The organism is Roseisalinus antarcticus (assembly GCF_900172355.1).
Lineage (GTDB): Bacteria > Pseudomonadota > Alphaproteobacteria > Rhodobacterales > Rhodobacteraceae > Oceanicola > Oceanicola antarcticus_A.
The window spans coordinates 325,474-351,684 of record NZ_FWFZ01000001.1 but is presented as its reverse complement, the minus strand read 5'-3'; the positions used below and the strand labels follow the sequence as shown (position 1 = coordinate 351,684).

Annotated in this window: 21 protein-coding genes; 15 read left to right on the top strand and 6 right to left on the bottom strand. The window is 68.8% G+C overall.

The window, feature by feature from the left end; translation table 11 throughout:
* Nucleotides 1–8 precede the first annotated feature (8 nt).
* The 7 genes from ROA7023_RS01640 (at nucleotide 9) to ROA7023_RS01610 (ending at nucleotide 8,273) form a co-directional block, all read left to right on the top strand.
* Nucleotides 9–1,169: a pyridoxal phosphate-dependent aminotransferase gene (locus ROA7023_RS01640; protein WP_085877250.1), complete on the top strand. Its 1,161-nt coding sequence runs from the start codon at nucleotides 9–11 to the stop codon at nucleotides 1,167–1,169.
* Complete coding sequence (locus tag ROA7023_RS01635) at nucleotides 1,166–2,398, top strand: N-acetylmuramoyl-L-alanine amidase (RefSeq protein ID WP_085877249.1); 1,233 nt, start codon at nucleotides 1,166–1,168, stop codon at nucleotides 2,396–2,398. Before ROA7023_RS01640 ends, ROA7023_RS01635 begins: the two co-directional genes overlap by 4 nt.
* Before the next feature lie 28 nt (nucleotides 2,399–2,426).
* Nucleotides 2,427–2,864: a PaaI family thioesterase gene (locus tag ROA7023_RS01630; RefSeq protein WP_085877248.1), complete on the top strand. Its 438-nt coding sequence runs from the start codon at nucleotides 2,427–2,429 to the stop codon at nucleotides 2,862–2,864.
* Nucleotides 2,865–3,044: 180 nt separating this feature from the next.
* Complete coding sequence (locus ROA7023_RS01625; protein ID WP_085877435.1) at nucleotides 3,045–5,555, top strand: penicillin-binding protein 1A; 2,511 nt, start codon at nucleotides 3,045–3,047, stop codon at nucleotides 5,553–5,555.
* Nucleotides 5,556–5,715: 160 nt separating this feature from the next.
* Complete coding sequence (gene prfB / locus ROA7023_RS01620) at nucleotides 5,716–6,843, top strand: peptide chain release factor 2 (RefSeq protein ID WP_085877247.1); 1,128 nt, start codon at nucleotides 5,716–5,718, stop codon at nucleotides 6,841–6,843.
* Between the two features lie 4 nt (nucleotides 6,844–6,847).
* Complete coding sequence (locus ROA7023_RS01615; protein ID WP_085877246.1) at nucleotides 6,848–7,420, top strand: P-loop NTPase family protein; 573 nt, start codon at nucleotides 6,848–6,850, stop codon at nucleotides 7,418–7,420.
* A 58-nt stretch (nucleotides 7,421–7,478) separates the two neighbouring features.
* Nucleotides 7,479–8,273: a DUF2189 domain-containing protein gene (locus ROA7023_RS01610; RefSeq protein WP_370739183.1), complete on the top strand. Its 795-nt coding sequence runs from the start codon at nucleotides 7,479–7,481 to the stop codon at nucleotides 8,271–8,273.
* Here ROA7023_RS01610 and ROA7023_RS01605 read toward each other — a convergent pair.
* The 5 genes from ROA7023_RS01605 to bcp form a co-directional block, all read right to left on the bottom strand.
* Nucleotides 8,270–9,763 (bottom strand): MFS transporter, encoded by a 1,494-nt coding sequence (locus tag ROA7023_RS01605; protein WP_234991970.1) that lies wholly within the window; start codon nucleotides 9,761–9,763, stop codon nucleotides 8,270–8,272. The two genes, ROA7023_RS01610 and ROA7023_RS01605, sit on opposite strands and share 4 nt — an antisense overlap.
* A gap of 9 nt (nucleotides 9,764–9,772) precedes the next feature.
* Nucleotides 9,773–10,306 (bottom strand): bactofilin family protein, encoded by a 534-nt coding sequence (locus tag ROA7023_RS01600; RefSeq protein WP_085877245.1) that lies wholly within the window; start codon nucleotides 10,304–10,306, stop codon nucleotides 9,773–9,775.
* A complete protein-coding gene (locus tag ROA7023_RS01595; protein WP_085877244.1) occupies nucleotides 10,296–11,615 on the bottom strand; it encodes a M23 family metallopeptidase in 1,320 nt (439 codons plus the stop codon). Before ROA7023_RS01595 ends, ROA7023_RS01600 begins: the two co-directional genes overlap by 11 nt.
* A 170-nt stretch (nucleotides 11,616–11,785) precedes the next feature.
* Nucleotides 11,786–12,601, bottom strand: a complete 816-nt coding sequence (locus tag ROA7023_RS01590) for a ferritin-like domain-containing protein (protein WP_085877243.1) — start codon at nucleotides 12,599–12,601, stop codon at nucleotides 11,786–11,788.
* A gap of 105 nt (nucleotides 12,602–12,706) precedes the next feature.
* Nucleotides 12,707–13,180 (bottom strand): thioredoxin-dependent thiol peroxidase, encoded by a 474-nt coding sequence (gene bcp, locus ROA7023_RS01585; protein ID WP_085877242.1) that lies wholly within the window; start codon nucleotides 13,178–13,180, stop codon nucleotides 12,707–12,709.
* A gap of 153 nt (nucleotides 13,181–13,333) precedes the next feature.
* On the opposite strand from bcp, the gene ROA7023_RS01580 reads away from it, so the two are divergent.
* From ROA7023_RS01580 to lpdA, 6 genes are all read left to right on the top strand, one after another.
* On the top strand, nucleotides 13,334–16,681 hold the full coding sequence (locus ROA7023_RS01580) for an AsmA-like C-terminal region-containing protein (protein WP_085877241.1): 3,348 nt from the start codon (nucleotides 13,334–13,336) through the stop codon (nucleotides 16,679–16,681).
* Nucleotides 16,678–17,733, top strand: coding sequence for a tRNA preQ1(34) S-adenosylmethionine ribosyltransferase-isomerase QueA (gene queA, locus ROA7023_RS01575; RefSeq protein ID WP_085877240.1), 1,056 nt, complete (start codon nucleotides 16,678–16,680; stop codon nucleotides 17,731–17,733). The genes ROA7023_RS01580 and queA overlap by 4 nt, the downstream gene beginning before the upstream one ends.
* A gap of 137 nt (nucleotides 17,734–17,870) precedes the next feature.
* The gene (locus ROA7023_RS01570; RefSeq protein WP_085877239.1) at nucleotides 17,871–19,172 is read left to right on the top strand and encodes an MFS transporter; all 1,302 of its coding nucleotides are present in this window, start codon (nucleotides 17,871–17,873) and stop codon (nucleotides 19,170–19,172) included.
* Between the two features lie 51 nt (nucleotides 19,173–19,223).
* Nucleotides 19,224–19,802 (top strand): DUF924 family protein, encoded by a 579-nt coding sequence (locus tag ROA7023_RS01565; RefSeq protein WP_085877238.1) that lies wholly within the window; start codon nucleotides 19,224–19,226, stop codon nucleotides 19,800–19,802.
* 122 nt (nucleotides 19,803–19,924) lie between these two features.
* Entirely contained in the window at nucleotides 19,925–22,069 is a 2,145-nt protein-coding gene (locus tag ROA7023_RS01560) for a sensor domain-containing diguanylate cyclase (RefSeq protein WP_143535409.1), read from the top strand.
* Between the two features lie 162 nt (nucleotides 22,070–22,231).
* Complete coding sequence (gene lpdA, locus ROA7023_RS01555; protein WP_085877236.1) at nucleotides 22,232–23,626, top strand: dihydrolipoyl dehydrogenase; 1,395 nt, start codon at nucleotides 22,232–22,234, stop codon at nucleotides 23,624–23,626.
* Between the two features lie 89 nt (nucleotides 23,627–23,715).
* On the opposite strand, the gene ROA7023_RS01550 is transcribed toward lpdA, so the two are convergent.
* Nucleotides 23,716–24,360: a sulfotransferase family protein gene (locus ROA7023_RS01550; RefSeq protein WP_085877235.1), complete on the bottom strand. Its 645-nt coding sequence runs from the start codon at nucleotides 24,358–24,360 to the stop codon at nucleotides 23,716–23,718.
* Between the two features lie 82 nt (nucleotides 24,361–24,442).
* On the opposite strand from ROA7023_RS01550, the gene ROA7023_RS23690 reads away from it, so the two are divergent.
* Both ROA7023_RS23690 and ROA7023_RS01535 read left to right on the top strand, forming a co-directional pair.
* Complete coding sequence (locus ROA7023_RS23690) at nucleotides 24,443–25,408, top strand: LysR family transcriptional regulator (protein ID WP_159458420.1); 966 nt, start codon at nucleotides 24,443–24,445, stop codon at nucleotides 25,406–25,408.
* 117 nt (nucleotides 25,409–25,525) lie between these two features.
* Nucleotides 25,526–26,179 carry a DUF924 family protein gene (locus tag ROA7023_RS01535; protein WP_085877233.1) on the top strand — a complete coding sequence of 218 codons (654 nt, stop codon included), beginning with the start codon at nucleotides 25,526–25,528 and terminating at the stop codon, nucleotides 26,177–26,179.
* The last annotated feature ends 32 nt before the right edge of the window (nucleotides 26,180–26,211 follow it).

The following is a 26,211-nucleotide window of genomic DNA, read 5'->3' as shown; positions in this document are numbered from 1 at the left end:
GGCGGGCAATGAAGACATCAAGTCGGGGGGCGGTCGATGCCTTCATCGTGATGGACGTGATGGAGGCCGCCCGTGCGGCCGAGGAGGCCGGGCGCCACATCATCCACATGGAGGTCGGTCAGCCGGGAACAGGCGCGCCACAGGGTGCGCTCGACAGGCTGGCGGCGGACATGGACGCGTCGCCGCTGGGCTATTCCGTGGCGCTGGGGATCCCAGAGCTGCGGGCCCGGATCGCGCGGCACTACGGCGAGTGGCACGACCTCGACCTCGATCCGGGGCGGGTGGTGGTGACGGCCGGCGCCTCGGGCGCGTTCCTTCTGGCCTTCTCGCTGTTGTTCGAGACCGGGGCGCGGGTCGGCCTGGGCGAGCCCTGCTATCCCTCCTACCGCCAGATCCTCAAGGCGCTGGACATGCGGGCGGTCGGCATCCCCACCACGCTCGACAACAGGCTGCAGCCGGTGCCGGGCGACGTTGCCGCAAACCGGCTCGACGGGCTGCTCGTGGCCTCGCCGGCGAATCCGTCCGGGACCATGCTGTCGCGCCCCGAGATCGCCGCGCTGTCGGCGGCCTGCGACGCGGCGGGCGCGAATTTCATTTCCGACGAGATCTACCACGGGCTGACCTATGGCGTCCCCGCGGTCAGCGCGCTCGAGGTGACCGACGCGGTCTGCGTGATCAATTCCTTCTCGAAGTATTACTCCATGACCGGCTGGCGCGTGGGCTGGATGGTGCTGCCGCCGGATCTTGTCCGCGGCGCCGAGCGGCTGGCGCAGAACATGTTCATCTGCGCCTCCCATGCCAGCCAGCGCCTGGCGTTGCATGCCATGGACTGCACCGAGGAACTGGACGCGAATGTCGCCGTCTACGCCCGCAACCGCGACCTTATGCTCGAGCATCTGCCCCGGGCCGGCTTTCGCGCCATCGCGCCGCCCGACGGGGCCTTCTACGTCTATGCGGATGTGAGCGACATCACCGACGATGCGCTCGCCTTCTCGCGCGAGATCCTCGACGAGGCCGGGGTCGCGGTCACCCCCGGCGTCGATTTCGACCCCGACCGGGGCCGGCATTGGCTGCGGTTCTCCTACGCCCGCGGGACCGCCGACATCGAGGAAGGGCTGGCGCGGCTGACAAGTTTCATGGCCCGGCGCGGGACGGCGGTGGCGCAATGAGGCGGCTCGCCTGCCTCCTGTGGCTCTGGGCCGCGATGGCCCCGGCCGCCGCCACAGCGCAGGATTTCACCGCGCTCGCCCGGCTGGACATCGCCCGCAGCGGCGTGGTCGACGCGGGCGACGGGCTTGAGGTGACGCTGCACCTGTCGCAGCCAGTGCCCTGGCGGGTCTTCGCGCTCGACGCGCCCCGGCGGCTGGTGCTCGACTTCCGCGAGGTGGACTGGGCCGGGGCACGGCCTGTGGCGCTGCTCAATGCCGACCGGGCGACGGGGCTGCGGATCGGACGCTTCGCCCCCGGCTGGAGCCGCATGGTCGTGGACCTCGACGGGCCCTTCGCCATCGCGACGGCCGAGATGTCGGCCGATGACGGCACCGGCGCGACCGTGGTGCGTGTCATCCTCGACCCGGTCGCGCCGGAACGCTACGCCGCCCTGTCCGGGCCGCCCGCCGATGCCGGGGACGACGACCTCTGGACCCCGGACCGCCCGCAGACGGGGGACACGCCAGCCCCCCGGACCCGGGGCACCGGGCTTCTGGTGGTGGCGATCGACGCTGGCCACGGCGGTGTCGATCCGGGCGCACAGCGCGACGGGGTGACCGAGGCGGAACTGATGCTGCCGCTTGCGCTGGAACTGGCCGAGGCCGCCGCGCGGGCCGGCATGGTGCCGGTGCTGACCCGGGCCGGCGACACCTTCGTGCCATTGCAGACCCGGATGACCATCGCGCGCGAGGCGGGCGCGGATCTGTTCCTGTCGCTTCATGCGGATGCGCTGGAGGGGGCGCAGGCCACGGGGGCGTCGATCTATACCCTGGACGAGGCGGGCGAGGACCAGGCCGGCGCCCGTCTGGCAGAGCGGCACGGGCGCGGCGACCTGCTGGCCGGGCTGGACCTGACCGGACAGGACGACACGGTGGCGACGGTGCTGATGGACCTCGCCCGGCTGGAGACGGGCCCCGCCGGGGACCGCCTGGCCGATGCGCTGGTGGCCGGTCTGGAGGCCGCGGGCGCGGGCGTGAACACGCGGCCCCGGCGCGAGGCTGTGCTGGCGGTGCTCGAGGCGGCGGATTTCCCCTCGGTGCTGGTCGAGGTCGGCTTCCTGTCGAACCCCCGCGACCGGGCGACCCTGGCCGACCCGGCCGGCCGCGCCCGGATCATCGAAGGCCTGGTGCGCGGGATCGAGGCCTGGGCGGCGGACGAGGCGGCGCGTGCGCCGCTTCAGCGGCAATAGCCGCGGTGACCAGTATCAGGAGACCGAGATGACCGCGTGGCCCGAAAACCCGCACCCGCTGGAGCCGCATCTGCGCGAGCCCGCCTCGCGGTTCCAGACCCTGCTGGGCTATCGGCTGACGGGCTGGGGGCCCGATTATGCCCGGTTCGAGATGCCGCTGACCGAGCATCTGGGCAACCGGCACGGCCATCCGCACGGCGGCGCCTATGCCTCCATTCTCGACAGCGCGATGGGCTACGCGGGCGTCTATCCGGGTGCGCTGCCCGAAGACGCCGCGCGGCCGATGTCGCAGACCCTGTCGATGACGGTGAATTTCCTGGCGCCGGCCGAGGGCGATGCGATGATGGCCGAAGGTCGACGGACGGGCGGCGGGCGGCGCACCTTTTTCACCGAGGCGCGGCTCTGGGACAGCGCGGGCACGCTGGTGGCCACCGCCGTGGGCACCTTTCGTGCGCGGGGTCGGTAGCGCCAAGGGGCGCCGCGCCGGACCGCCCGGCGACATATTCGCGGGCCGTGCGCAGGCCCGCACCACGCAAGCGTGATCCGCCGGGCGGCGAAAAAGAGCCGGATCGGCCGAAGGGGGCTTTTGACCCCAAGGGTTTGCCCGCATATGATGGCCAAACTGTTGACCGGAGACCGACCCTTGATCTTGCGCCCTATCCTCAACGCCATCGGTGCGGTCTTTTCGATGATCGTTCTGGGCCTGGCCATGGCGGGGCTGACCATCGGCGCCGTGTTCTACATGTATGGCAAGGACCTGCCGTCCTACGAGGTGCTGGCGCAGTACACCCCCAAGACCATCAGCCGGATCTATTCGGGCGAAGGTCGGATCATCGACGAATTCGCGACCGAGCGCCGGCTGTTCACCACCGCCGCAGAGATCCCCGACCTGGTCAAGCAGGCCTTCATCTCGGCCGAGGACAAGAATTTCTACACCCACCAGGGCTACGACGTGCGCGGCATGGTCGCCGCCTTCGTGGGCGCGGTCCAGTCGGGCGGGCAGGACCTGCGCGGCGCCTCGACCATCACCCAGCAGGTGATGAAGAACTTCCTGCTCAGCTCCGACCGCACCGCCGAGCGCAAGATCAAGGAGATCATCCTGGCCGCGCGGATGGAAGGCTCCATGAGCAAGGAACGGATCCTGGAGCTTTACCTCAACGAGATCTTCCTGGGGCAGAATTCCTACGGGGTCACCGCCGCCGCCCAGACCTATTTCAACAAGTCGCTGGACGAGCTGACGGCGGGCGAGGCGGCGTATCTGGCGTCGTTGCCCAAGGCGCCGTCGAACCGCCACCCGGTGCGCAATCGCGAGGACGCGATCTTCTGGCGCAACAACACCCTGCGGGAGATGTTCGAGAACGGCTACATCGACCGGGCCACCTATGAGACGGAGCGCGACGCGCCGCTCGAGACTGTGCAGGGCGGCGAGATCGAGAGCTTCCGGTCCGAGCTGCCGCCGCGGGACTACTTCACCGACGAGATCCGTCGCCAGCTAAGCCGGGACTTCGGCGAAGAGGAGTTCTTCAGCGGCGGCCTGTCGATCCGCGCCACGATCGACCCCGAGATGCAGGAGGCCGCGGCGACCGCGCTGCGTCAGTCGCTGGAAGATTACGACCGTGGCCTTGGCCGCTGGCGGGGCACGGGCAAGTCCGTCCCGCCCGAAGCGCTGGACAGCGAAGAGGCCTGGCGCGCGGCGCTTGCCGACACCAACGTCGCCCGGGACATCGTGCTGGGCAACCGCTGGCACGTGGCCGTTGTGTTGGACCGGGGCGACCGCGAGATGACGCTGGGGGTCGAGGACGTGGAGGGCACCGTGGCGGTGCCTCGCTCCGACATCTCCTGGCTGCCGGGCAGTTTCTTCGACGAGTTCGAGCTGGGCGACGTGGTCCATGTGCGCCGGGTCACCAATGACGACGGTTCGCTGGTGCGCTGGTCGCTGCGGCAGGTGCCGCAGGTGCAGGGTGCCTTCATGGCGATGGACGTCAACACCGGGCGGGTGATCGCGATGCAGGGGGGCTTTTCCTACCAGCATTCGGTGTTCAACCGCGCCACCCAGGCGCTGCGCCAGCCCGGCTCGGCGTTCAAGCCCTTCGTCTATGCCGCGGCCCTCGATTCCGGCTATACCCCGGCCACGATCATCGTCGATGCCCCGATCGAGGTCGCGACGGCCCAGGGCATCTGGCGGCCGCAGAACGCGTCGAACCAGTTCTACGGCCCGACCCCGCTTCGGACCGGGATCGAGCAATCGCGGAACCTGATGACCGTGCGCCTCGCACAAGAGGTCGGCATGGATGTCGTGGCGCAATATGCCGAGCGCTTCGGCGTCTACGACAACATGTCCCGGGTGCTCTCCACGGCGCTGGGGGCCGACGAGACGACCCTGTTCCGCATGGTCGCGGCCTACGCGATGTTCGCCAACGGCGGCGAGCGGGTGGAGCCGACGCTGGTCGACCGGGTGCAGGACAGGTTCGGCCGCACCGTCTACCGGCACGACCAGCGCTCTTGCGTGGATTGCGACATCGCCTCGCTGGAGGCCGGACGGGCCCCGCGGATCACCTCCAGCCGCGAGCGGGTGATGAACGAGATCACCGCCTATCAGTTGACCACGATGCTCGAGGGCGTCGTGCAGCGCGGCACGGCCAGCCGCACCGTCAACCTGCCGGTGCCGATCGCGGGCAAGACCGGCACGACCAACGACAACAAGGACGTCTGGTTCGTCGGCTTCTCGTCGAACATCGTCGCGGGCTGCTACATCGGCTACGACACGCCGCGCCGGATGGCGGGAACCTCCGGCGGCGGCACCTGCGGGCCGGTGTTCCAGCGGTTCATGTCCCGGGCGGTCCAGCGCTATGGCGGCGGCGCCTTCGCGGTGCCGAACGACTGCCAGTTCATCAACATCGACCGTTTCACCGGCGCCCGGCTGCCCGACGGGGCCCAGGGCGGCAACGTGGTCAGCGAATGTTTCCGTCCGGGCGAAGAGCCGCTCTTCGGCATCACCTTCGACGGCGGCTTTGCCATGGCCGGCGATCTGCCTCTGCTGGACGAGGTGCGCGGCGCCAACGGCGGCACGACCTCCGTCACCACCTCGACCGGGGAGCGGGTCAACGTCGGGCCGCGGGCCAGCTTCGGCACGATCAGCTCGGGTGGCCTGTACTGAGGCCGGCCGCTTGCGGCGAGATGTCGGCTGCATCGCGGCGATGGCTCGGCTAGACTGGCAAGGAAGTTTGTGAACGCTGTATCGGTGCCCGGAGACGTCTCCGCCTTGCCGGGAGTGCGGCCTTTCGCTATCAGGTCGACCGGACCAGCAAGAGGATGCCATGCGCGCGGAAATCCAATCCACAGTCGAGGCCATCGAGAAATCGCTGGCACTGTTGCGTCAGCGGATGGACTGGGAGACGGCCCCCCACCGGCTGGAAGAATTCAACGCGCGCGTCGAGGATCCCACCCTCTGGGACGATCCCACCGCCGCGCAGAAGCTGATGCGCGACCGGCAGATGCTGGTCGATGCGATCGACACCTACAAGGCGATCAAGCGCGATCTGACCGACAACGTCGAGCTGATCGAGCTGGGCGAGATGGAGGACGACACGGAGGTCGTGGGCGAGGCCGAGACCGCGCTCAAGGATCTCAGGGTCCGCGCGGCCCAGAAAGAGCTTGAGGCGCTGCTGGACGGCGAGGCCGACGGCAACGACACCTTCCTCGAGATCAACTCGGGCGCGGGCGGCACCGAAAGCTGTGACTGGGCGTCGATGCTGGCGCGGATGTATGTCCGCTGGGCCGAAAAGCACGGCTACAAGGTGGAACTGCAATCGGAAAGCGCGGGCGAGGAGGCGGGGATCAAGTCCGCCGCCTACAAGATCAGCGGGCCCAACGCCTATGGCTGGCTGAAATCCGAAAGCGGCGTGCACCGGCTGGTGCGGATCTCGCCCTACGATTCGGCAGCGCGGCGGCACACGTCGTTTTCGTCGGTCTGGGTCTACCCGGTTGTGGACGACAATATCGAGATCGAGGTCAATCCGGCGGACATCCGGCTCGACACCTACCGCTCCTCGGGGGCGGGGGGCCAGCATGTGAACACCACGGATTCGGCGGTGCGGATCACCCATATTCCCACCGGGATCGTGGTGACCAGCTCTGAGAAGTCCCAGCACCAGAACCGCGACATCGCCATGAAGGCGCTGAAATCGCGGCTCTACCAGATGGAGCTTGACCGGCGGAACGCCGCCATCACCGAGGCCCACGAGAACAAGGGGGACGCCGGCTGGGGCAACCAGATCCGGTCTTACGTGCTGCAACCCTACCAGATGGTGAAGGACCTGCGCACAGGGCACGAGACATCCGATACCGGCGGGGTGCTGGACGGGGACCTCGACGCCTTCATGGCCGCCACGCTCGCGCTCGATGTCTCGGGCAAGAGCCGGGCCGAGGCCCAGGCCGAAGACTGAGCCGATGAGCGCCCGGGTCTATATCACGGGAGGCTCGGGCACAGGCACGACGACCCTTGGCCGCGCCATGGCCGAGGCGCTGAACGTGCCGCTTCTGGATACGGACGATTTCTACTGGCTGCCGACGCCCTCGCCGTTCACGGTCAAGCGTCCGGCGGCCGAGCGGGTGGCGCTGATGACGGCCGCGCAGGGGCAGGGCGGCTGGGTGGTTGCGGGCTCTGCCGACGGCTGGGGCGACGCGGTGATCGCGGCGGCCGACCTGATCGTCTTTCTGCGGCTGCGCACCGCCATGCGGATGATGCGCCTGCGCGAGCGTGAGGCCCTCCGGTTCGGCCCCCGGATCCTGCCGGGCGGCGACATGGAGCGCACACACCGCGCCTTTCTCGACTGGGCTGCGGCCTATGACAATCTGTATTTCGGCGGTCGCAGCCTGCATCGCCATCTCAGCTGGCTCTCGACCCAGACGGCGCCGATCCTCGAACTGGCCGGGGACCTGCCCACGGCCGACCAGGTGGCCGCCAGCCTGCATAAACTGTCATCCGGCTCCGTCCCCGAGGCAGAGAGCGGCCTGGGCTGACACCGCGCTTGACGCAGGCGGGCCGGTCTGGCGATGATCCGACCGGGAGGACATGCCGATGATGGACGCTGCGGGCGGGGTGATGCCGCCAGCCTCGAAGCTGCCGGGATATGACCGGTTGACCCCCGGCGATCTGGGCGCCTGCCTGCGCCTGGGGTTGGAGGATTTCCGCCGCGCCCCGATGTTCGGCGTCTTCTTCTCGGCGGTCTACGTACTGGGTGGCTTTGCCATGGTCTGGCTGGGCGCGGGCCAGGTGACCTGGGTGCTGGCCACGTCGCTGGGCTTTCCGCTGGCCGCCCCTTTCGCGGCCGTGGGCCTTTACGAGGTGTCGCGGCGGCTGGAAGCGGGCGAGCCGCTGGACTGGGCCAGGGTCCTGGGCGTGGTCTGGGCCGAGAGGGGCCGGCAGATCCCGTGGATGGGGGCGATCATCGTGATCTACTTCCTGTTCTGGACCTTCCTCGCCCACATGATCTTTGCGCTCTTCATGGGACTTGGCGTGCTGACCAACATCTCCGGCTCGTGGGAGGCGTTTGTCACCCCGAACGGCCTGACGATGATCGCGGTCGAACTCGCGGTGGGCGGCGTGCTGGCGTTTCTGCTGTTCTCGCTGACCGTGGTCAGCTTGCCGCTGTTGCTGGACCGGGAGGTGGATTTCGTCACCGCGATGATCCTCAGCGTGGGCGTGGTGCGCGAGAACCTGCTGGTGATGCTGGCCTGGGCCTGCGTGGTGGCGGTGGGAACCCTGGTGGCGCTTGTGCCCTGGTTCCTGGGCCTGGTGCTGGCGCTGCCGGTGTTCGGCCATGCCACATGGCACATCTATCGCCGCGCATTGGTCGAGCGGCCTGGGGCCTAGTCCTTCGGCAGGAGCACCCCGGCAAAGGCCACCAGCGACGACAGCGCGGCCAGCCCCGCGGCGATCCAGGCGACCGAGGCGAAGGCCGCGACCATCGCCTGCGCATGGCCCTCGGCGTCGGACGGGATGCCATAACTCAGCGGCCCGCCCGCCGCGGCATAGGCCCGGGACACGACGCTCGACATGGCGGCCACGGCAAACAGGCCCGCGATCCGGCTGACGGCGTTGTTCACGCCCGATGCGGCCCCGGTCTGACCTTCGCTGACCGAGCCCATGACCGCCGTGGACAGCGGCGCCACGACCATCGCCATCCCCAGCCCGCCAAGCGCCATCGGCGGCAGGACCCCGGCCCAGAACAGGTTGCTCTCCACCGAATTGGCCAGCCATCCATAGGCCACCGCGACCAGCAGCGCCCCGGTCCCGATCAGCACGCCGGGCCCCACGCGCAAAGCCATCCGGCCGAAGCCGCGCGAGAACAGCATCATGAAGATCGACAGCGGCGCGAGGGCCGCGGCGGCAAAGATCTCGGGGATGCTCCAGGCCGCGATCACCAGGATCGGTAGAAAGAACAGGATCGCGGAGAGGCCGAAATAGAGCGTGAAGGTCACGAAATTCGCGGCCGAGAAGGTCCGGCTTGCAAAGAGTGACAGGGGCAGCATGGGCGCCGGGCAGCGCCATTCATGCAGCACGAACAGCCCCAGGATCAGCACGCCCGCGCCCGCCACGGAGAACAGGAGCGGGCCGACCTGGCCGTATTCGGCATGGGTCATGGCCCAGGCCAGTGCGCCCAGCCCCGCGCTTGCCAGTGCGGCGCCGCGCAGGTCGATGGGGTCGCCCGGGCGGGCGTTGTCCTCGCGGACGCCGCGGCGCACCAGCCAGATCGCCACCAGGCCGATGGGGATGTTGATGACGAAGATCCCGCGCCACATCTCGACCCCGCCCAGGGCCAGGATCAGACCGCCGATGATCGGCCCTGCCGCCGTGGTGACCGCGGCTGCGGCGGCCCAGGTTCCGATGGCGGTGCCGCGCTCTTCGCGCGGATAGGCCCGCGACAGGATTGCCAGAGAGCCCGGCACCATCAGCGAGGCGCCCACGCCCTGGGCGAAGCGCGCGATGATCAGCAGCTCGGGCGAGGGGGCGAGGGCGCAGATCGTCGAGGTCACGACGAAGAGCCCGATCCCCAGGGTGAACACCCGCGCAAGACCGAAGCGGTCGCCGAAGGCGCCGCCCGCCAGGATCAGCGCCGAGAGTGTCAGCATGTAGGCGTTGTTGATCCAGGTCGCCTCGCCCAGCGACGCGCCCAGAGAGGACCGGATCGCCGGAATCGCGATCGGGACCACGGTGCCATCAATGAACCCCATCGCCGAGGCCAGGACGGCGGCGATGAGGATCAGGTGACGCTTGCCGGGGTCGCAAAAGCCGGAAACGAAAACAGGCCCCGGCTTGCGCGGGGCCTGTCCCGATGCGGGAGGTGGGATGCTGTCCGTCACAAGGTCAGATCAGGACGGTTGACCGCTGTTCGAGTTGTTGGCCGAGGCGCCGTCTGCCTTGGCGCCGGGCTTCTGCATCGGCTTGCCGCTTCCGCTGCTTTGCAGCGGGTCGTCCTGGCGCTGGACCGAGCCTTCGAAATGGGCGCCGCTCTCGATCGCGATGGTCTTGTGGATGATGTCACCCTCGACCCGCGCGGTCGACGTCAGCCGCACCTTGAGGCCGCGGACACGCCCGACGATGCGGCCATTGACCACCACGTCATCGGCGATGCACTCGCCCTTGACGGTGGCGCCTTCACCGACCGTCAGAAGGTGGGCGCGGATGTCGCCATCGACCTGGCCCTCGATCTGGATGTCGCCGGAGGTCTTGAGATTGCCGGTCACATGCAGGTCCGCGGACAGGATCGACGCCGGCGGCTTGGCCTTGGGCGCGGCCGGCTTGTACTCCTTGCCGCTCGGTGCGCTGGGTTTCGGCGTCTCCGAAGAGGAGCTGCTGTCGCCGGCGCGAGGCCCCGGCTCGTTGATCTTGCTCTTAGAAAACATCTTGTCCCGCTCGTATGTAGATCATGGGGTTTACGGGCCGACCACCGATGCGCACCTCGTAGTGCAGGTGCGGCCCGGTCGACCGTCCGGAATTGCCCATATCACCGATCCGCTCTCCGCGCGATACCCTTTCGCCAACGTTGACCCGAATTCGGTTGAGATGGGCGTAGCGGGTCTCGATTCCGAACTCGTGCTGGATCTTGATCAGGCGGCCATAGCCCGAGGACCAGCCGGCATGGGTCACGACGCCATCGGCGGTGCTGTAGATCGGGGTTCCGACGGGGGCGGCGAAATCGGTGCCGTTGTGCATCCGGCCCCAGCGCATCCCGAAGCCCGAGGTATAGCGGAAGCTGGCCTTGACCGGCACGTCGAAGGGCGCCCGTTCGGCGGCGATTCGGTAAAGGTTGATCCGGTCGAGCCGGTCGATGATGCCGTTGGCCCGCGCGGCGTCGGGGTCTGGGCCACCGCCGCGGGTGGAGAAGGTCATCGGCGTCAGCGGCCCGCCGGTGCCCGAATATCCCCTGCGCACCTGGGCGATCAGGTCGTCGGGGTCCATACCGGCCTCGCGGAACATCCGTTCGATCGGCTCGACCGAGACGACGAAGGCGTCTTCGAGTTGGCGGAAGATCTGGTCGTTCTTGTCCTGCAGCAGACGCAGTTCAAGCTCCATTTCGGCGGCGTGATCGAGGGCGAATTCCGCGTCGGCGGCGATCATGTCACGCTCGGCCGCGGTCTCGGCGAGGGCCGAGGCCAGCAGGTCGACCGTCCCGGTCATCTCGTCGCTGGCGGCCCCGGACGCGCCCGCGCCATCGGGCATGTCGAGCCGCGCTTCCAGCACGCCCACCTCGTCGCGGGCATCGTCGCGCGACCGGCGCATGTCACGCAGGGTGGCCTGGATGACCTCGATCCCGTCCTTGAGCTCGCGCACCTCGGTCTCGGCCTGCAACAGCTCGGTCTGCATGACGCTGACCTGCCGCAGGGTGATCGCGAACCGCTCCTGCGCGGCGGTGGCTTCGGAGGCCCGCAGGTCCCGCTCCATCGACATGGCGTTCAGCCGCTCTTCGTAGATCATCTGGTCGCGCAGGGCCTGGGCGCGGAAATTGCCGGCGCCGATCGAATCCATCAGTAGGATCGCCGTGGCGATGATGCTCCAAGACACCAGGCCCGCGGCGCCTATCCAGGCCAGAAGCTGGGTCTCGGGTTTCAGTCGTATGAAGCGGGTCTCGGTCTCCGACCGGATGAAAAGCCGGCGTTCCGGCAATTTGCGCTCAAGGGCGGCATGTATCCGCTGTGCAATCCGAGATCTCACGTCTCTTTGTCCTGTCCCAACCCGTTTTTGACGCCGATCAGTCCCCCAACCGACAGACGCCTCTTGGGGGATAGCGGCGGGGAGTTGTGGTCGCAAGTCGTTCGCCCCCCGGCGGGGCCCGATCTGCCGGCTTTGTCGGCGGATGAGCAATTTCCCGCCGAAATCTGTGCCTATCGCGCGTTTTCCTCCGCGAGCGGCCAGTAGAAATCGGGCGGAAGCCCGGCCTCGGCGCGTTTTTCCTCGTTGAACGGCGGCTTGGTCCCGCCCGGGAAATGGCGCCGCACAAGGGCGTGGAAGGCCACCACAGGGTCAAGGTTGTCGCGGCCGCAGAGGAAATGGAACCATTTCGCGCCGTAGGCCACGTGATGGACCTCCTCGGCATAGATGGTCTCGAGGGCCGCGATCACGTCCTCGGCGCCGGCCTTGCGGAAAAGTGCGATCATCCCCGGCGTCACGTCCAAACCCCGTGCCTCCAGCACCATCGGCACCACGGCAAGGCGTCCCATGAAATCCTGCGCGGTGTCCTCGGCCGCCTGCCACATGCCGGCATGGGCGGGCAATGCGCCGTAATGGCTGCCCCGCGCCTCCAGGCAATCGCACAGAAGGTTGAAATGCTTCGATTCCTCGTCAGCCGCCTTGACCCAATCGTCGTAATAGCCCGGTGGCATGGGCGTGCCGGAGAACCGCGCGATGATGTCCCAGTGCAGATCCACGGCGTTGAGCTCGATATGCGCCACCGCGTGCAGCATGGCGAGCCGCCCGGCCTCGGTCCCGGGGCGGCGTTTCGGCATCTCTCGCGGCGACAAGAGCTCCGGATGCGCGGGCCGGGCGGGGCGCGGCGGCGGGCTGGCGCGGCCCACCGGGATCGGCGTTCCGGCCTGCCGCGCCTCGCCCCAGGCCGCCGCATGCCGCCGGGACAGCGCCGTCTTGGCCCGGCCGTCCGCCGTGGTCAGAACCTCCACCGCCATCTGCGCCAGTGTCGTCATCGCCCGCCCCTTCATCTTGGCCGAAAAACTCCCGCCGGAGGCACCGCGTCCGCCCGACCCGGGCGGACGCCACACCAAAGTCGGCGCTCCGCCGGGGTCCGCGCCTCAGAGTGCCTTCACCGCGTCCAGCACCGCCTCGGCATGGCCGGGGACCTTCACCTTGTGCCAGGCCTTTGCGATCTTGCCGTCCGGGCCGATCAGGAAGGTGGACCGTTCGATCCCCATGTAGGTCTTGCCATACATGTTCTTCTCCTTCCACACGCCGTAGCGTTCACAGACATCGCCCTCTTCGTCCGACAGAAGCGCGACCTTCAGCCCGTGCTTGTCGCGGAACTTGTCGTGCTTGGAGACGCTGTCCTTGCTGACCCCCAACACGACGGCCCCCGCCGCCGCGAAGGCCTCGAGGTGATCGGTGAAGGCGATCGCCTCCTTCGTGCAGCCCGAGGTGTCGTCGCGCGGATAGAAATAGAGCACGACCGCCTGACCCGCGAAATCGGCCAGAGCGGCCGTGCCGCCGCCATCGCGCGGCAGGGAAAAGTCCGGTGCTGCGTCGCCCGGCTCCAGTGTGACGTCCGACATGATGTCTCCCTTGTCATGGTTGTGATGGTTGTGAGGTTGCCTGTTTCGTTCTAGTCCGGGCTCGCCCAGAATAAAGGTGCCGCAGGGCCGGGGTGCGGACAAGGTCCTCGGGTGACTGCCGCCCGGAAGCAGACAAGGACCCCAAGGATCCCCATGACCGACGGCCCCGCCGACACCGACAGCACCGAACCGGCCGCCGTGCGCACCGCCCCCGCGCGGCCGCGCCGTCGGCGCGGGCGGCGTGGCGTCGCCCTCCGGCTCGCGCTGCTGACCGCGTTCCTGCCGGTGGTCTTCGCCATGGTGGCCGCGCTGTCGCTGATCGGGCGCGAGGTCACGGCGCCCAGTTGGGTCCGCCAGGAGATAGAGACGCGGGTGGCCGGGCTCATCGGCGGCACGCTCACGTTTTCCGACATCAAGGTCACCCTGGGCCGCGACCTGCATCCGCGCGTCCGGCTCAATGACGCGCTGCTGCTGGATGGGACCGGCAGGCGCATCGCCCGGATCCCGGCAATCGAGGCGCTTTTCTCGCCCCGCGGTCTTCTGTTCGAGCGCAGCCTGATGGCGCAGGAAGTGCGCATCACCGGCGCCGAGATCTCGTTGGCCCGGGCCGCGGACGGCTCCGTCGCGGTCGCCTTCGACACCGGCGGCGCGGTGCAGGGCGAGGCGCCGGACCTCGCCTCGCTGCTGGCCGGGGTCGATGCCGCGGCCTCCCGGCCCGAGCTTGCCGCGCTGGAGCAGGTCCGCGCCCAGGGCCTGGTGATCAACTACACCGATGCCCGCGCCGGCCGCAGCTGGACCGTCGACGACGGGCTGATCGCCATGACCTTCGGCCGCGACGACACCGAGATCGCCGCCGACCTCACCCTGCTGTCCGGCCGGGCCGAGCCCACGCTGCTGTCGGCGCGCTACACCTCCGCGCACGGCAGCCGGGCCGCCGACCTGGCCCTGACGGTCGAGAACGCCGCCGCGGCCGACATCGCCACGCAATCGCCCGCGCTCAGCTGGCTGTCGGTCCTCGACGCGCCGCTTTCCGCCAACCTGCGCGGCTCGCTGGGCGAGGACGGCGCGATCGGCCCGCTCAACGCGCGGCTGCAGATCGGCGCGGGCGCCCTGCGCCCCACCGCCGAGGCGCGGCCGATCCCGTTCGAGCGGGCCCGCACCTACCTGACCTATGATCCCGGCCCGGGCGAGATCGGCTTCGACCTGATCGAGATCCGCTCGGCGGAATCCGCCTTCGAGGCCTCGGGCCACGCCTATCTGCGCGGGGTCGAGGGCGGCGTGCCGTCCGAGATCTGGGGCCAGTTCGACCTGTCGCGGCTGACCACCGACCCGGGCGGCCTCTACGGGGCGCCACTGGAGCTGACGGACGGAACGCTCGACCTCAAGCTTGAACTCAGCCCCTTCCGGCTGACCATCGGGGCCGGATCCGTGTTGCTGGGCGCGGGCGCCGCCACGCCCGGCGAGCCGGCGCGGCCCGCGCGTCTGCGGACACGCGGCGCGGTCTGGACCGATCCGGCCGGCTGGAACGTCGCGCTCGATGCGCGGGTGGCCGAGATCCCGGCGCTTCGGGCGCTGGCGCTCTGGCCCGCGGGATGGCGGCCGGGCACGCGCGGCTGGTTCGAGCGCAACCTGCGCGGCGGCCTGTTCCGCGACATGGCTGTCAGCCTGCGGGCCAAGGCGGGCGCCGAGCCGGTCATCGCGCTTGACCTTGAGTTCGAGGACAGCACGGTCCGCTTCCTGCCGCGGATGCCGCTGATCGAGGGCGGCGCGGGCTTCGTCCAGATCATCGAGCGCGGCTTTGCCCTGTCGCTGGAGGAAGGGCACCTGGATGCGCCTGAAGGCGGACGGCTGGACCTCGCGGGCTCTTCCATGGTGATCCCGGTGATGGGCCTGCCCGAGACGCGGGCGGAATTCGGGCTGCGGATGGACGGGCCGATCACGGCGCTGCTGTCGACGCTCGACCAGCCGCCGCTGCGGCTGATCTCGGGCGCGAACCTGCCGGTCTCGCTGGCCGAGGAGGGCCGCGCGAAGGTCTCGGGGCGATTGCTGCTGCCGCTGGGCGACGGGCTGACACCGGACCGGGTCAGCTATGACATGACCGCCGAACTGACGGGGGTGCGGGCCGGGGCGCTGATCCCGGGCCGCCCGCTGAGCGCCGACCGTCTGTCGCTGCGGGCCACGCCGGAGGGGCTGGAGATCGACGGCCCGGTCGAGGTCGCCGGCGTGCCCATGGCCGGGGTCTTTCGCAAGCGGTTCGCCGAAGGGGCCCCGGCCGAGATCGAGGCAAGGGTGGAGATCTCGCCGCGCTTTCTGGACAGCTTCAACATAGCCCTGCCCGAGGGCAGCGTCCGCGGCGCCGGCAGCGGCCAGCTTGACCTGACGCTGGCAAGTGGGGCGCCGCCGCGCTTTTCGCTGGTGTCGGATCTGGTGGGCGTCGGCCTCTCGCTGCCCTGGGTGGGCTGGTCCAAGCCCGCCGGAACGCCCGGGCGGCTCGAGGTGGCCGGCAGCCTGGGCGCCGCGCCGCAGATCGACCGGCTCGACCTTTCGGCCCCGGGGCTGACGGCGGAGGGACGGATCGAGCTTGGGCCGGGCGGCGCCTTCGTTGCCGCGCGGTTCTCGCGGCTGGCGGTGGGCAGCTGGCTCGACGCGCCCGTCACCTTGCGCAACCGGGGCGCCGGGCGGCCCCTGGCGGTGGATGTCGAGGGCGGGCGGCTGGACCTGCGGGCGGCGGCCTTCGGCGGCGGCGGGGGTGGCGGCGCGGGCGGGCCGCTCACCATCGCGCTGGACCGGCTGCAAGTGACCCAGAACCTCGCGCTGACCGACTTCGCGGGGTCGTTCGTGCCCGAGGGCGGCCTTGGCGGCAGTTTCGCCGCCCGGGTCAACGGCGGGCCGCTGGTCGAGGGCCGGGTGGCGCCGATGGACGGCCGGACCGGGGTCTTGCTGACGTCCGACAACGCGGGCGCGGTGCTGCGCGCGGCCGAGTTGCTGCCCAACGTCCAGGGCGGCGACCTGGAGCTGATCCTGCTGCCGACGGGCGGGGAGGGCACCTTCGACGGCGCACTGCTGCTGAACAACTTGCGCATCCGGGACGCGCCGGCGATGGCCGCGCTGCTCGACGCGATCAGCGTGGTCGGCCTGCTGCAGCAGTTGGATGGGCAGGGGCTGGCGTTCACCTCGGTCGATGCCCGGTTCCGGATGACGCCCGAGCGGATCATCGTGACGGAATCGAGCGCCGTGGGCCCCTCGCTCGGGGTCTCGCTCGACGGAACCTATACCCATGCCTCGCAGCAGATGAATTTCCAGGGAGTGGTCTCTCCGTTCTACATCCTGAACGGGATCGGCTCGGTGCTGACGCGGCCGGGCGAGGGGCTGATCGGCTTCAACTTCACCCTCACCGGGCCGGTGGGGCAGCCGCGGGTCTCGGTCAACCCGCTCTCGGCATTGACCCCGGGCATGTTCCGCGAGATCTTCCGTCGCCCGCCACCGGAGGTCTCCAGATGAAGCTGAGCGACTTCGATTTCGATCTGCCCGAAAAGCTGATCGCCACCCGCCCCGCGCGGCCACGGTCCTCGGCCCGGCTGTTGCTGGCCGAGGGCGACGGGATCGCGGACCGGTTGGTGACCGACCTGGTCGACATCCTGCGCCCGGGCGACCGGCTTGTGCTGAACGACACGCGGGTCATTCCGGCGCGGCTTTCGGGCCGGCGGTTCCGTGACGGCGCCGAGGGGCGCACCGCCGCGCGGATCGAGGTCACGCTGCTGGAACCGCGCACCGGCGGGCGCTGGTCGGCCCTGATCAAGCCCCTCAAGAAGCTGCGGACGGGCGAGCAGATCGTGTTCTCGGACGAGCTGAGCGCTCGGCTCGAAGCGCGGGAGGAGGGGCAGGGGATCCTCGGCTTCAACCTTCAGGGAGAGGATTTCGACGCGGCGCTGGCCGAGGCCGGGGCGATGCCGCTGCCACCCTATATCGCCGGCAAGCGGCCGGCGGACGACGAGGACAAGCGCGATTACCAGACGATCTGGGCCGAGCGTCCCGGCGCCGTGGCGGCCCCCACCGCGTCGCTGCATTTCGACGCGCCCCTGCTCGAGGCGCTGCGCGGGCGCGGCGTGCGGTTCAGCCATGTGACGCTGCACGTGGGCGCCGGCACGTTCCTGCCGGTGAAGGTCGACGATATCCGCGACCACAGGATGCATGCCGAATGGGGCGAGGTCACGGCCACGGCCGCCGCCGAGATTGCCGCCACCCAGGCCGCCGGCGGCCGGGTCATTCCGGTGGGCACCACCGCCCTGCGCCTGATCGAGACGGCGGCGGCCGCGACCGGCGCCATCGCGCCATGGACCGGAGACACCGATATCTTCATCACGCCCGGCTTCACCTTTCGCGTGGCCGCCGGCCTGATGACGAATTTCCACCTGCCGAAATCGACGCTGATGATGCTGGTCTCGGCGCTGTTGGGGCCGGAGCGGATCCGCGCGATCTACGCGCATGCCATTGCCCGAGAGTATCGCTTCTTTTCCTACGGAGACTCGTCGCTGCTGCTTCCAGGGGCTTGAAGTCCGCGGCTTTTCGCTGCTACCGGCCCGAGACGTTTCATGCGCAGCGACACGCCCGTGTCGCATTGGGATGCGACCCCGATCCCGGGGATCCGCTATGCGCAGAGAGCCGCGGAAAAAGCAGACAGGGTGATGCGATGATATCGGTTCTCGGAAGTTCCTGGCCGCTCCTGCTGGGGTTGTTCATGCTGATGATGGGCAACGGCGTGCAGGGCACGCTTCTGGGGATCCGCGGCTCCATCGAGGGGTTCTCGACCTTCCAGATGTCGCTGATCATGTCGGCCTATTTCGTGGGCTTTCTGGGTGGCTCGCGCCTTGCCCCCGAGATGATCCGCCGGGTCGGGCACGTGCGGGTCTTCGCGGCGCTCGGCTCCACCATATCGGCGATCCTGATCCTCTATCCCGCGCTGGTCGAGCCCTGGGCCTGGATCATCGGCCGTATTGTGATCGGGTTCTGCTTTTCAGGCGTCTACGTGACGGCCGAAAGCTGGCTGAACAATTCCAGCACGAACGAGACCCGGGGCCAGGCGCTGTCGCTCTACATGCTGGTGCAGGTGGGCGGGATCGTCGTCGCGCAATACGTGCTGCTGCTCAGCGACGCGGGCGGGTTCATCCTGTTCATCATCCCCTCTGTGCTGGTGAGCCTCGCCTTCGCGCCGATCCTGCTTTCGATCTCGCCGACGCCCGCCTTCGGCTCCACCAAGCCGATGAACCTGCGCGGGCTGATCGAGACCTCGCCGCTGGCCGCGGTCAACCTGGTGCTGCTGGGCGGGGTGTTCGCGGCGCAATTCGGCATGGCCGCCGTCTACGCGACCCAGATCGGGCTGAGCATCCCCGAGATCTCGGTCTTCGTCTCGGCGATCTACATGGCGGCGCTGATCTCGCAATATCCCATCGGCTGGCTGTCGGACCGCATCGACCGGCGCAAGCTGATCATCGCGATCTCGGCGATCGGCGGGGCGGGGGCGTTCGTGGGCTTTCTGCTGCCGCCTAGCTTCGCCGTCCTGATCTTCAGCGCGGCCCTGATCGGCGGGACGACCAACCCGCTCTATGCGCTGATCATCGCCTATGCGAACGACTTCCTGGAGCCCGAGGACATGGCCGCCGCCTCGGCGGGATTCGTGTTCATCAACGGGGTCGGGGCTATCGCGGGCCCGGTCGTCGTCGGCTACATGATGCGCACCATCGGGCCGAGCGGCTTCTGGCTGTTCATCACCATCCTGATGGAGGCTGTGGCGCTTTACGGCATCTACCGCATGGTGCGGCGCCCCGCGACCGGCGCCGCAGCGGGCCACGTGCCCTATGCCCGGGTGCTGGCCACGGCCTCGCCCGTGGCCGTCGGCTATGCCCAGGAGGTCTATATCGAGGCCGAGGCCGAGATGGATGCGCAGGCGCCCGAAGCCGGGACCGGGACCGGGACTGACGGCAAGGTCTTGTAATCGTCCTTACCTTGCGTAATTCATCGACCTGGGGATTGCAGGGGACAAGCCATGGTCAAACCGGAGGACGTGTTGTCGTTCTGGGCCGATGAAGTCGGGCCGAAAGGGTGGTTCGAGGGCGGCGAGGCGCTCGACCGGCAGGTGCGGGATCGGTTCGGCGAGGCCTGGGAGGCGGCCTCTCATGGCGCCTACGGGCTGTGGCTGACCAGCCCGCGGGGCAGCCTCGCCTATGTCGTGCTGACGGACCAGTTTCCGCGCAACATCTTCCGCGACGACCCGTGCGCCTTTTCGACCGACAAATCCGCGCGGGCCGCGTCGAAAGCGGCGATCGGCCGCGATTGGGACGCATCGGTGCCGGACGCGCTGCGTCACTTCTTCTTCATGCCGCTGATGCATTCGGAGAACCTGGTGGACCAGGAGCGGTGCATCCGCCTGCTTCTGACGCGGCTGCCGGGGGACGCGGGCACGCTGCTTCATGCCAGGTGCCACCGTGAGATCATCCGCCGGTTCGGCCGGTTCCCGTTCCGCAACGCCGCCCTCGGCCGCGAGAGCAGCGCGGCGGAACAGGCGTTCATGACCGACGGCGGCTACGGCGCGATCGTGCGCGGCTTCCAGTCCGCGAGCGACTGAAAGCGGGGCGGGGAAACCGCCCCGCCCGTTGCTGGCCGCAATGCCCCCCGCACCGTTAATGCCATGTCAAGCGTCAGCGACTACGCTCTGACGACGCAACGCGCGACCGACGAGGGATATTGGTGAGCAACGAGCGAACCACCGCCATGTGGCGCGAGGATTGGGCGGTGCCCGCGGTCGACAAGGCCGAGGCAGCGGAGCCGTTCGACTTCGCCAATGAAATCATGGACATCATGGAGCAGGGGATTCTCGTCTGGTCCCCTGATGGCGTGTGCGAGCTTCACAATGCGCGGGTCTTCGAGGTGCTGGAGCTGGAGCCCGGCCAGCTTTACATCGGCATGATGCGGGAGGAGTTTCGCGACCTCGCCCTCCAGCGCGGTGAGTTGACCGAGGTGGACGCCGACGCCTCCAAGCACGCCATCGAAGAGCATTTGCCCTATTCCTTCGACCGCAAGCTGCCGTCGGGCCGCATGGTATTGACCAACGGGCGGCCCTCGGCCTCGGGCGGCTATGTCGTCACCTTCACCGACGTGACCGAGGCGCGCCGCGCCGCCCGCGACCTGATCAGCGCCAGGGCGGAGGTCGAGGCCGCCGAGATGCGGGCCAAGAACGTGCTGGCCACCGAGAACGCCCGCCAGCACGAGGCGAGGATGCTCAGCCTGCTCGACGAATGGCTGCAAAGCTGCAAGACACTCGATGAGCTCTACATGATCGTGACCCGGTTCATGGGCCGCGTGATGGCCGACACCGAGGGCGAAATCTACACCTATTCCAGCTCGCGCGACGTGCTCGACGGGGTCGGCTCCTGGGTGACCAACAAGCTGCACCGCAACATCTCGCCCGACAGTTGCTGGTCGCTGCGGCGGGGCCGGGCCTATCAGTACGATCCCAAGGGGATCTGCTTCGTCTGCAACCACCTCGAACATCCGCCGGACGAGGACTACCCCTGCGAATACGTCTGCGTTCCTGTCTCCGCCCATGGCGACACGGTGGGGCTGATGCATGTCCGCTTCGACGGCGAGACCTATTCGGGGACCAAGCTCAAGGACGCGATGAATTTCACCGTGCAATGCGCGGAGCATATCTCGATGGCGATCGCGAATGTCCGGCTGCGCGACGAATTGCACGAGCAATCGGTGCGCGACCCACTGACCGGCCTGCACAACCGGCGCTATTTCATGGATGCGATGCGGCGCGAAATGGCGCTGGCCGACCGGACCGGGCAGACATTCGGCCTGATCTCGTTCGACGCGGACAAGTTCAAGACGTTCAACGACACCCAGGGCCATGACGCGGGCGACGCCGTCCTGCAGGCGATCGCCGCCGCGGTGCAGGACACCCTGGGCCCGGGTGAGAAATGCTGCCGGGTGGGGGGCGAGGAATTTACCGTGCTGCTGCCGGGCCGCGATCTTGCGGGCACCTGGGAGGTGGCCGAAGGCCTGCGCGGCGCGGTCGAGGCGATGGGGGTCCGTCACGCCGGCGCCTCGCTGCCGCGGATCACGATCTCGGCCGGGATCGCGGCCTATCCGACCTCTGCGCGAAATTCCGCGAGCCTTCTGAAACGGGCGGACGAGGCGCTCTATGCCGCCAAGGACGAGGGCCGCAACCGGGTCGGCGGCATGGAAGAGACCGAGGCCGAGCCCGAGCATCCGCGCACCGGCGACGCGGCGACACCCTGGCACGAGCCCGCCCGGCCCAAGCCCGCCCCGCCCGCCGCCGCGACTGAAGGCCAGCACCCGACGGAGTCTCCGATGCCGGCTGCGCAGCAGGTCGGGCCGGATCACGCGCCGCCCGCCCCGATTGCGACCCAATCACAGCCACCACCGGAGGCCGGGGCGAAGGCGGAGGGGCCGTCCTCCCCCGAACCGTCTGGCGGGTCGCGTCCCGCCGATGTCTCTGCCCCGGCGCCGCCCGGCCCCTCGACAGCGCCGTCGCAAGGGCCGTCTCCCGCGCCAGCGCCACAGCCTGCGGGGCAGGGCGGGTCGTCCGGCGGCCCGGCGCGGCCCGGTGCACCCCCGTCCTACGGCACCCATGGGCCGCAGGGGACGTCAGCGCCAAGCCGGCCACCCTCCCATGGCGGCGTTGCCGTTCGCTCGAAGGATCCGCGGGCAGGGCAGCGGCCGCCGCGCCCCGCTTTGGGCACGCCGGAGCCGGTGGCGCCGACGGCCCGGCCCGCCCAGCCAAGGCCCCCGACGTCCTCGTCGTCGCATACACCGGGCAGCCCTTCGCGGCCCCCGCCGCCACGCGATCCGACCCGCAAGGGCTGATGCGTCCCACCGCCCCCGATCCGACCCGAAACGGCCGAACCGCCCCGACGCGGCTGGCAGTCTCGAGACTTGCACGGGGCGGATGCCTGCCATTCGGCGGGATCTCTGGCATGCCTCCGGAATATTGTTTAACGTCAAACCAGTTTTCCCGGAGGAGGCACTATGGCCAAGAGCTTTGACATGATCGTAATCGGCGCGGGCCCCGGCGGATATGTTGCCGCCATCCGCGCCGCGCAACTGGGCCTCAGCGTCGTCTGCGTGGAGCGCGAGCACCTGGGCGGCATCTGCCTGAACTGGGGCTGCATCCCGACCAAGGCCATGCTGCGCTCGGCGGAAGTGTTCCACCTGATGCACCGCGCCAAGGACTTCGGGCTCAAGGCGGACGGCATCGGCTATGACCTCGACGCGGTGATCAAGCGCTCGCGCGGGGTGGCCAAGCAATTGTCGGGCGGCATCGGCCACCTGTTCAAGAAGAACAAGGTCACGACCATCATGGGCGAGGCGCGTCTTGCCGGCAAAGGCAAGGTCTCGGTCAAGACCGACAAGGGCACCGAAGAGCTGACGTCCAAGAACATCGTCGTCGCCACCGGCGCCCGCGCCCGCGAATTGCCGGGGCTGGAGGCGGACGGCGACCTGGTCTGGACCTACAAGACCGCGCTGGAGCCGCCGCACATGCCCAAGAAGCTGCTGGTCATCGGGTCCGGTGCCATCGGCATCGAATTCGCCAGCTTCTACAACACGTTGGGCTGCGACACGACCGTTGTCGAGGTGATGGACCGCGTGCTGCCCGTCGAGGATGCCGAGATCAGCGCCTTCGCCAGGAAGCAGTTCGTCAAGCAAGGCATGAAGATCATGGAAAAGGCCATGGTCAAGCAGCTTGACCGCGCCAAGGGCAAGGTCACCGCCCATATCGAGGTCGGCGGCAAGGTCGAAAAGCACGAGTTCGACACGGTCATCTCCGCCGTGGGCATCGTCGGCAACACCGAGGGGCTGGGGCTGGAAGAGGCGGGCGTGAAGGTCGACCGCAGCCATGTGGTCACGGACGAATACTGCCGCACCGGGGTCGAGGGCGTCTATGCCATCGGCGACATCGCCGGCGCGCCCTGGCTTGCCCACAAGGCCAGCCACGAGGGCGTCATGGTGGCCGAGCTGATCGCGGGCAAGAACGACGTCCACCCGATCAAGCCCGGCTCCATCGCCGGGTGCACCTATTGCCATCCGCAGGTCGCCAGCGTCGGCATGACCGAGGCCAAGGCCAAGGAGGCGGGCCACGAGATCAACGTCGGCCACTTCCCCTTCATCGGCAACGGCAAGGCCATCGCGCTCGGCGAGCCCGAGGGCATGGTCAAGACCATCTTCGACAAGAAGACCGGTGAACTTCTGGGCGCCCACATGGTCGGCGCCGAGGTGACCGAGCTGATCCAGGGCTACGTCGTTGGTCGTCAGCTCGAGACCACGGAAGAGGATCTGATGGCCACCGTGTTCCCGCACCCGACACTGAGCGAAATGATGCATGAAAGCGTGCTCGACGCCTACGGCCGGGCCATTCATTTCTGAGCGTCTCCAGGCAGCGAAGGGCGCCCCTCGGGGCGCCCTTTGTATTCTCGGGCTCTGGCGGTGCGGGTCTCCGGCCCCGGGCCTCCAGGTCAGGCCGTTTCCGGCTCCCCGCCCAGAAGGTCCCAGAATTCGCGGCGCTCGTTGTGGTGCGGAAACCGGGTATCGGGGACGTCCACGCCGAGAAACCCGCACAGCGGGCCCCAGCCCTCGGCCACGTTGAAGATCAGCAGCCGGTCCGCGGGGATCAGCTCGCGCACGCGCTTGTTGTTGGCGCGGTAGGCGGCGATGGCGGCCGCGCGGTCTGTATGGTCGGTGAAGGTCTGCTCCAGCCAGCTGCCCTTGCCCTTCATGGTCCGGAACAGATCCGCCAGATGCGGCGGCAGGGGCATGGTATCGGCGTGGCTGAAGAACTTGCCGATGGTGCCCGAGAAGCTGGCCCACCAATCCTCTTCCGGGCGCTCGGTGTGGATCACCCTGGCCTCGGGAAAGGCAATCGAGGCTTCGTGCCAGACATAGGCGCCGGGCCAGTCGACCTGGCTGTTGTAGCCGGCATAGACCTCCGCCCAGTCGACCTCTTGCCCGGCGAAAACCGCTTTCCAGTGGGTCAGCTGCTCGGGGTGGTCGATGATCTCGGTCATGTGGTGGCTCGGGCCGAAGCCCAGGGTGCCAAGCGCATCCTTCATGGTCATTGTGCCGGTGCGGCCGAAGCCCGATCCGATTACCTTGAGTGTCATTGTCCGTCGTCTCCCGTTCCCTGTTGCGATATCCAGTAGATTGAACGAAATTCATCACTTCACCAGCAAAACGATTTCATGCATGATGAACCAGATTCAGCTGCACCGCCTCGACCTGAACCTGCTTGTGACCTTCGAGGCGCTCATGGACGAGCGCAGCGTCGTCCGCGCCGCCGATCGCTTGGGCAAGACGCCCTCGGCGGTGAGCCATGCCTTGGGACGGTTGCGCGACCAGCTTGGCGATCCACTGCTGGTCAAGGTCGGGGGCAAGATGCAGCCGAGCCCGTTTGCGCTGCAGTTGATCGAGGATGTCCGGCCGATCCTGCGCCGGATAGAGCGTGTGGTGCAGCCGGCCGCGACCTTCGAGCCGGAGACGAGCCACCGGGTCTTCCGGATCGCGATTCCGTCCTCGATCGCGGTGGTTTCGGAGATTTTGGCGCGGGTGAATGCCGCCGCGCCGAATGTCGGGGTCGATTGGATCCCGGCGTCGCCCAAGCTCTACGGCCAGGTGATCGACGAACAGGTCGACATGGCCCTGCTGGGGGCGGATGTCGCGCGGCCCGACGGGGTGGCAGAGCAGCTGCTGCCACCGATGCGGCGCTATGTCTTCGCGCGGCGGGGCCATCCGGCGCTGGCCGATTGGGGCGCGGACGCCTGGCGTTTCTGGCCGCATGTCATGGTGGGCATGTCGCAGGCCGCGCGGCAGACCGTCGAGGAGCGGGCCTCTGTGCTGGGAATCGAGCGGCGGGTGGGGGCACGGATTCCCGATTTCGCCGGGGTGGCGCCGCTTCTGGCGCGCACCAACATGATCGCGAACCAGCTGCCGGTCTTCATGGCCGGGGATATCGAGCGGTTCGATCTGGCCGTCCTTCAACCGCCCGTGGCGTTGCCGGACCTTACGATGCGCTTTTTCTGGAGCGCCCGGCTCTCGGCGGATTCCGCGAACCGCTGGATCCGGGGAATCGTGATCAACGCCTTCCGCGAGGTCGCCACGCAAGCGGAGGGGGCCGTGGCAGAGCGCCTTCATGGCGTGGGCCCGGAGGGGTGAGCCCCGACGGACCGGGACCGCGGGGACGAGAGGCTTGCGCAGGTCCGTGGGCCGCACTAGCGTCCGGGGCTTCGACAGACGGCTGCGCGGCGGCCGCGCCCCGGGACGGAGAAAGTCATGGACCCCACAGCCTACACCCCCGAAATGGTTCTGGATTTCTGGTTCCCCGACACCGGGCACGAGACCAGCGTGGAGACCCACGGCGCGTGGATTGACGAACGGATGCGCGGCGGCATGGATGCGGCGATCATCGAGCGGTTCGGCGACCTGACCCTCGCCGGGGCCCGCGGACTTCTGGATCACTGGGCCGAGACGCCGCGCGGGCGGCTGGCGCTGGTGATCGTTCTGGACCAGTTCCCGCGCTCGCTCTGGCGCGACACGCCGATGGCCTACGGGCAGGACATCAAGGCCGCCCGGCTGTCGCTCGAGGCGATCGAGACCGGAGAGGCCGACACGCTGCCCCCGTGGGAGAGCTTTTTCTACTCGGTCTCGGTCTATCATTGCGAGGGGCCGCAGCACCTGAAACGTCTCGAAGACCTGGTGGCCTTCAATGAACGCCTGATCGCGCTCTACCCGGAGGCGCTGAGCGACTTCACCGAAGGGTTCCGCAGACAGACGGCCTGGGGGCGCGAGATCATCCGCGCCTACGGCCGTCATCCGCATCGCAACGCGATCCTGGGGCGCACGTCCACCCCCGAGGAAGAGGTCTATATCGCCAAGGGAGAGTTCCCGCACACCAGCAAGCCCGACGCGGAAGACGCCGAGGACTGATCGCCCCGGGCGCCCGTGACGGGCGCCCGAAT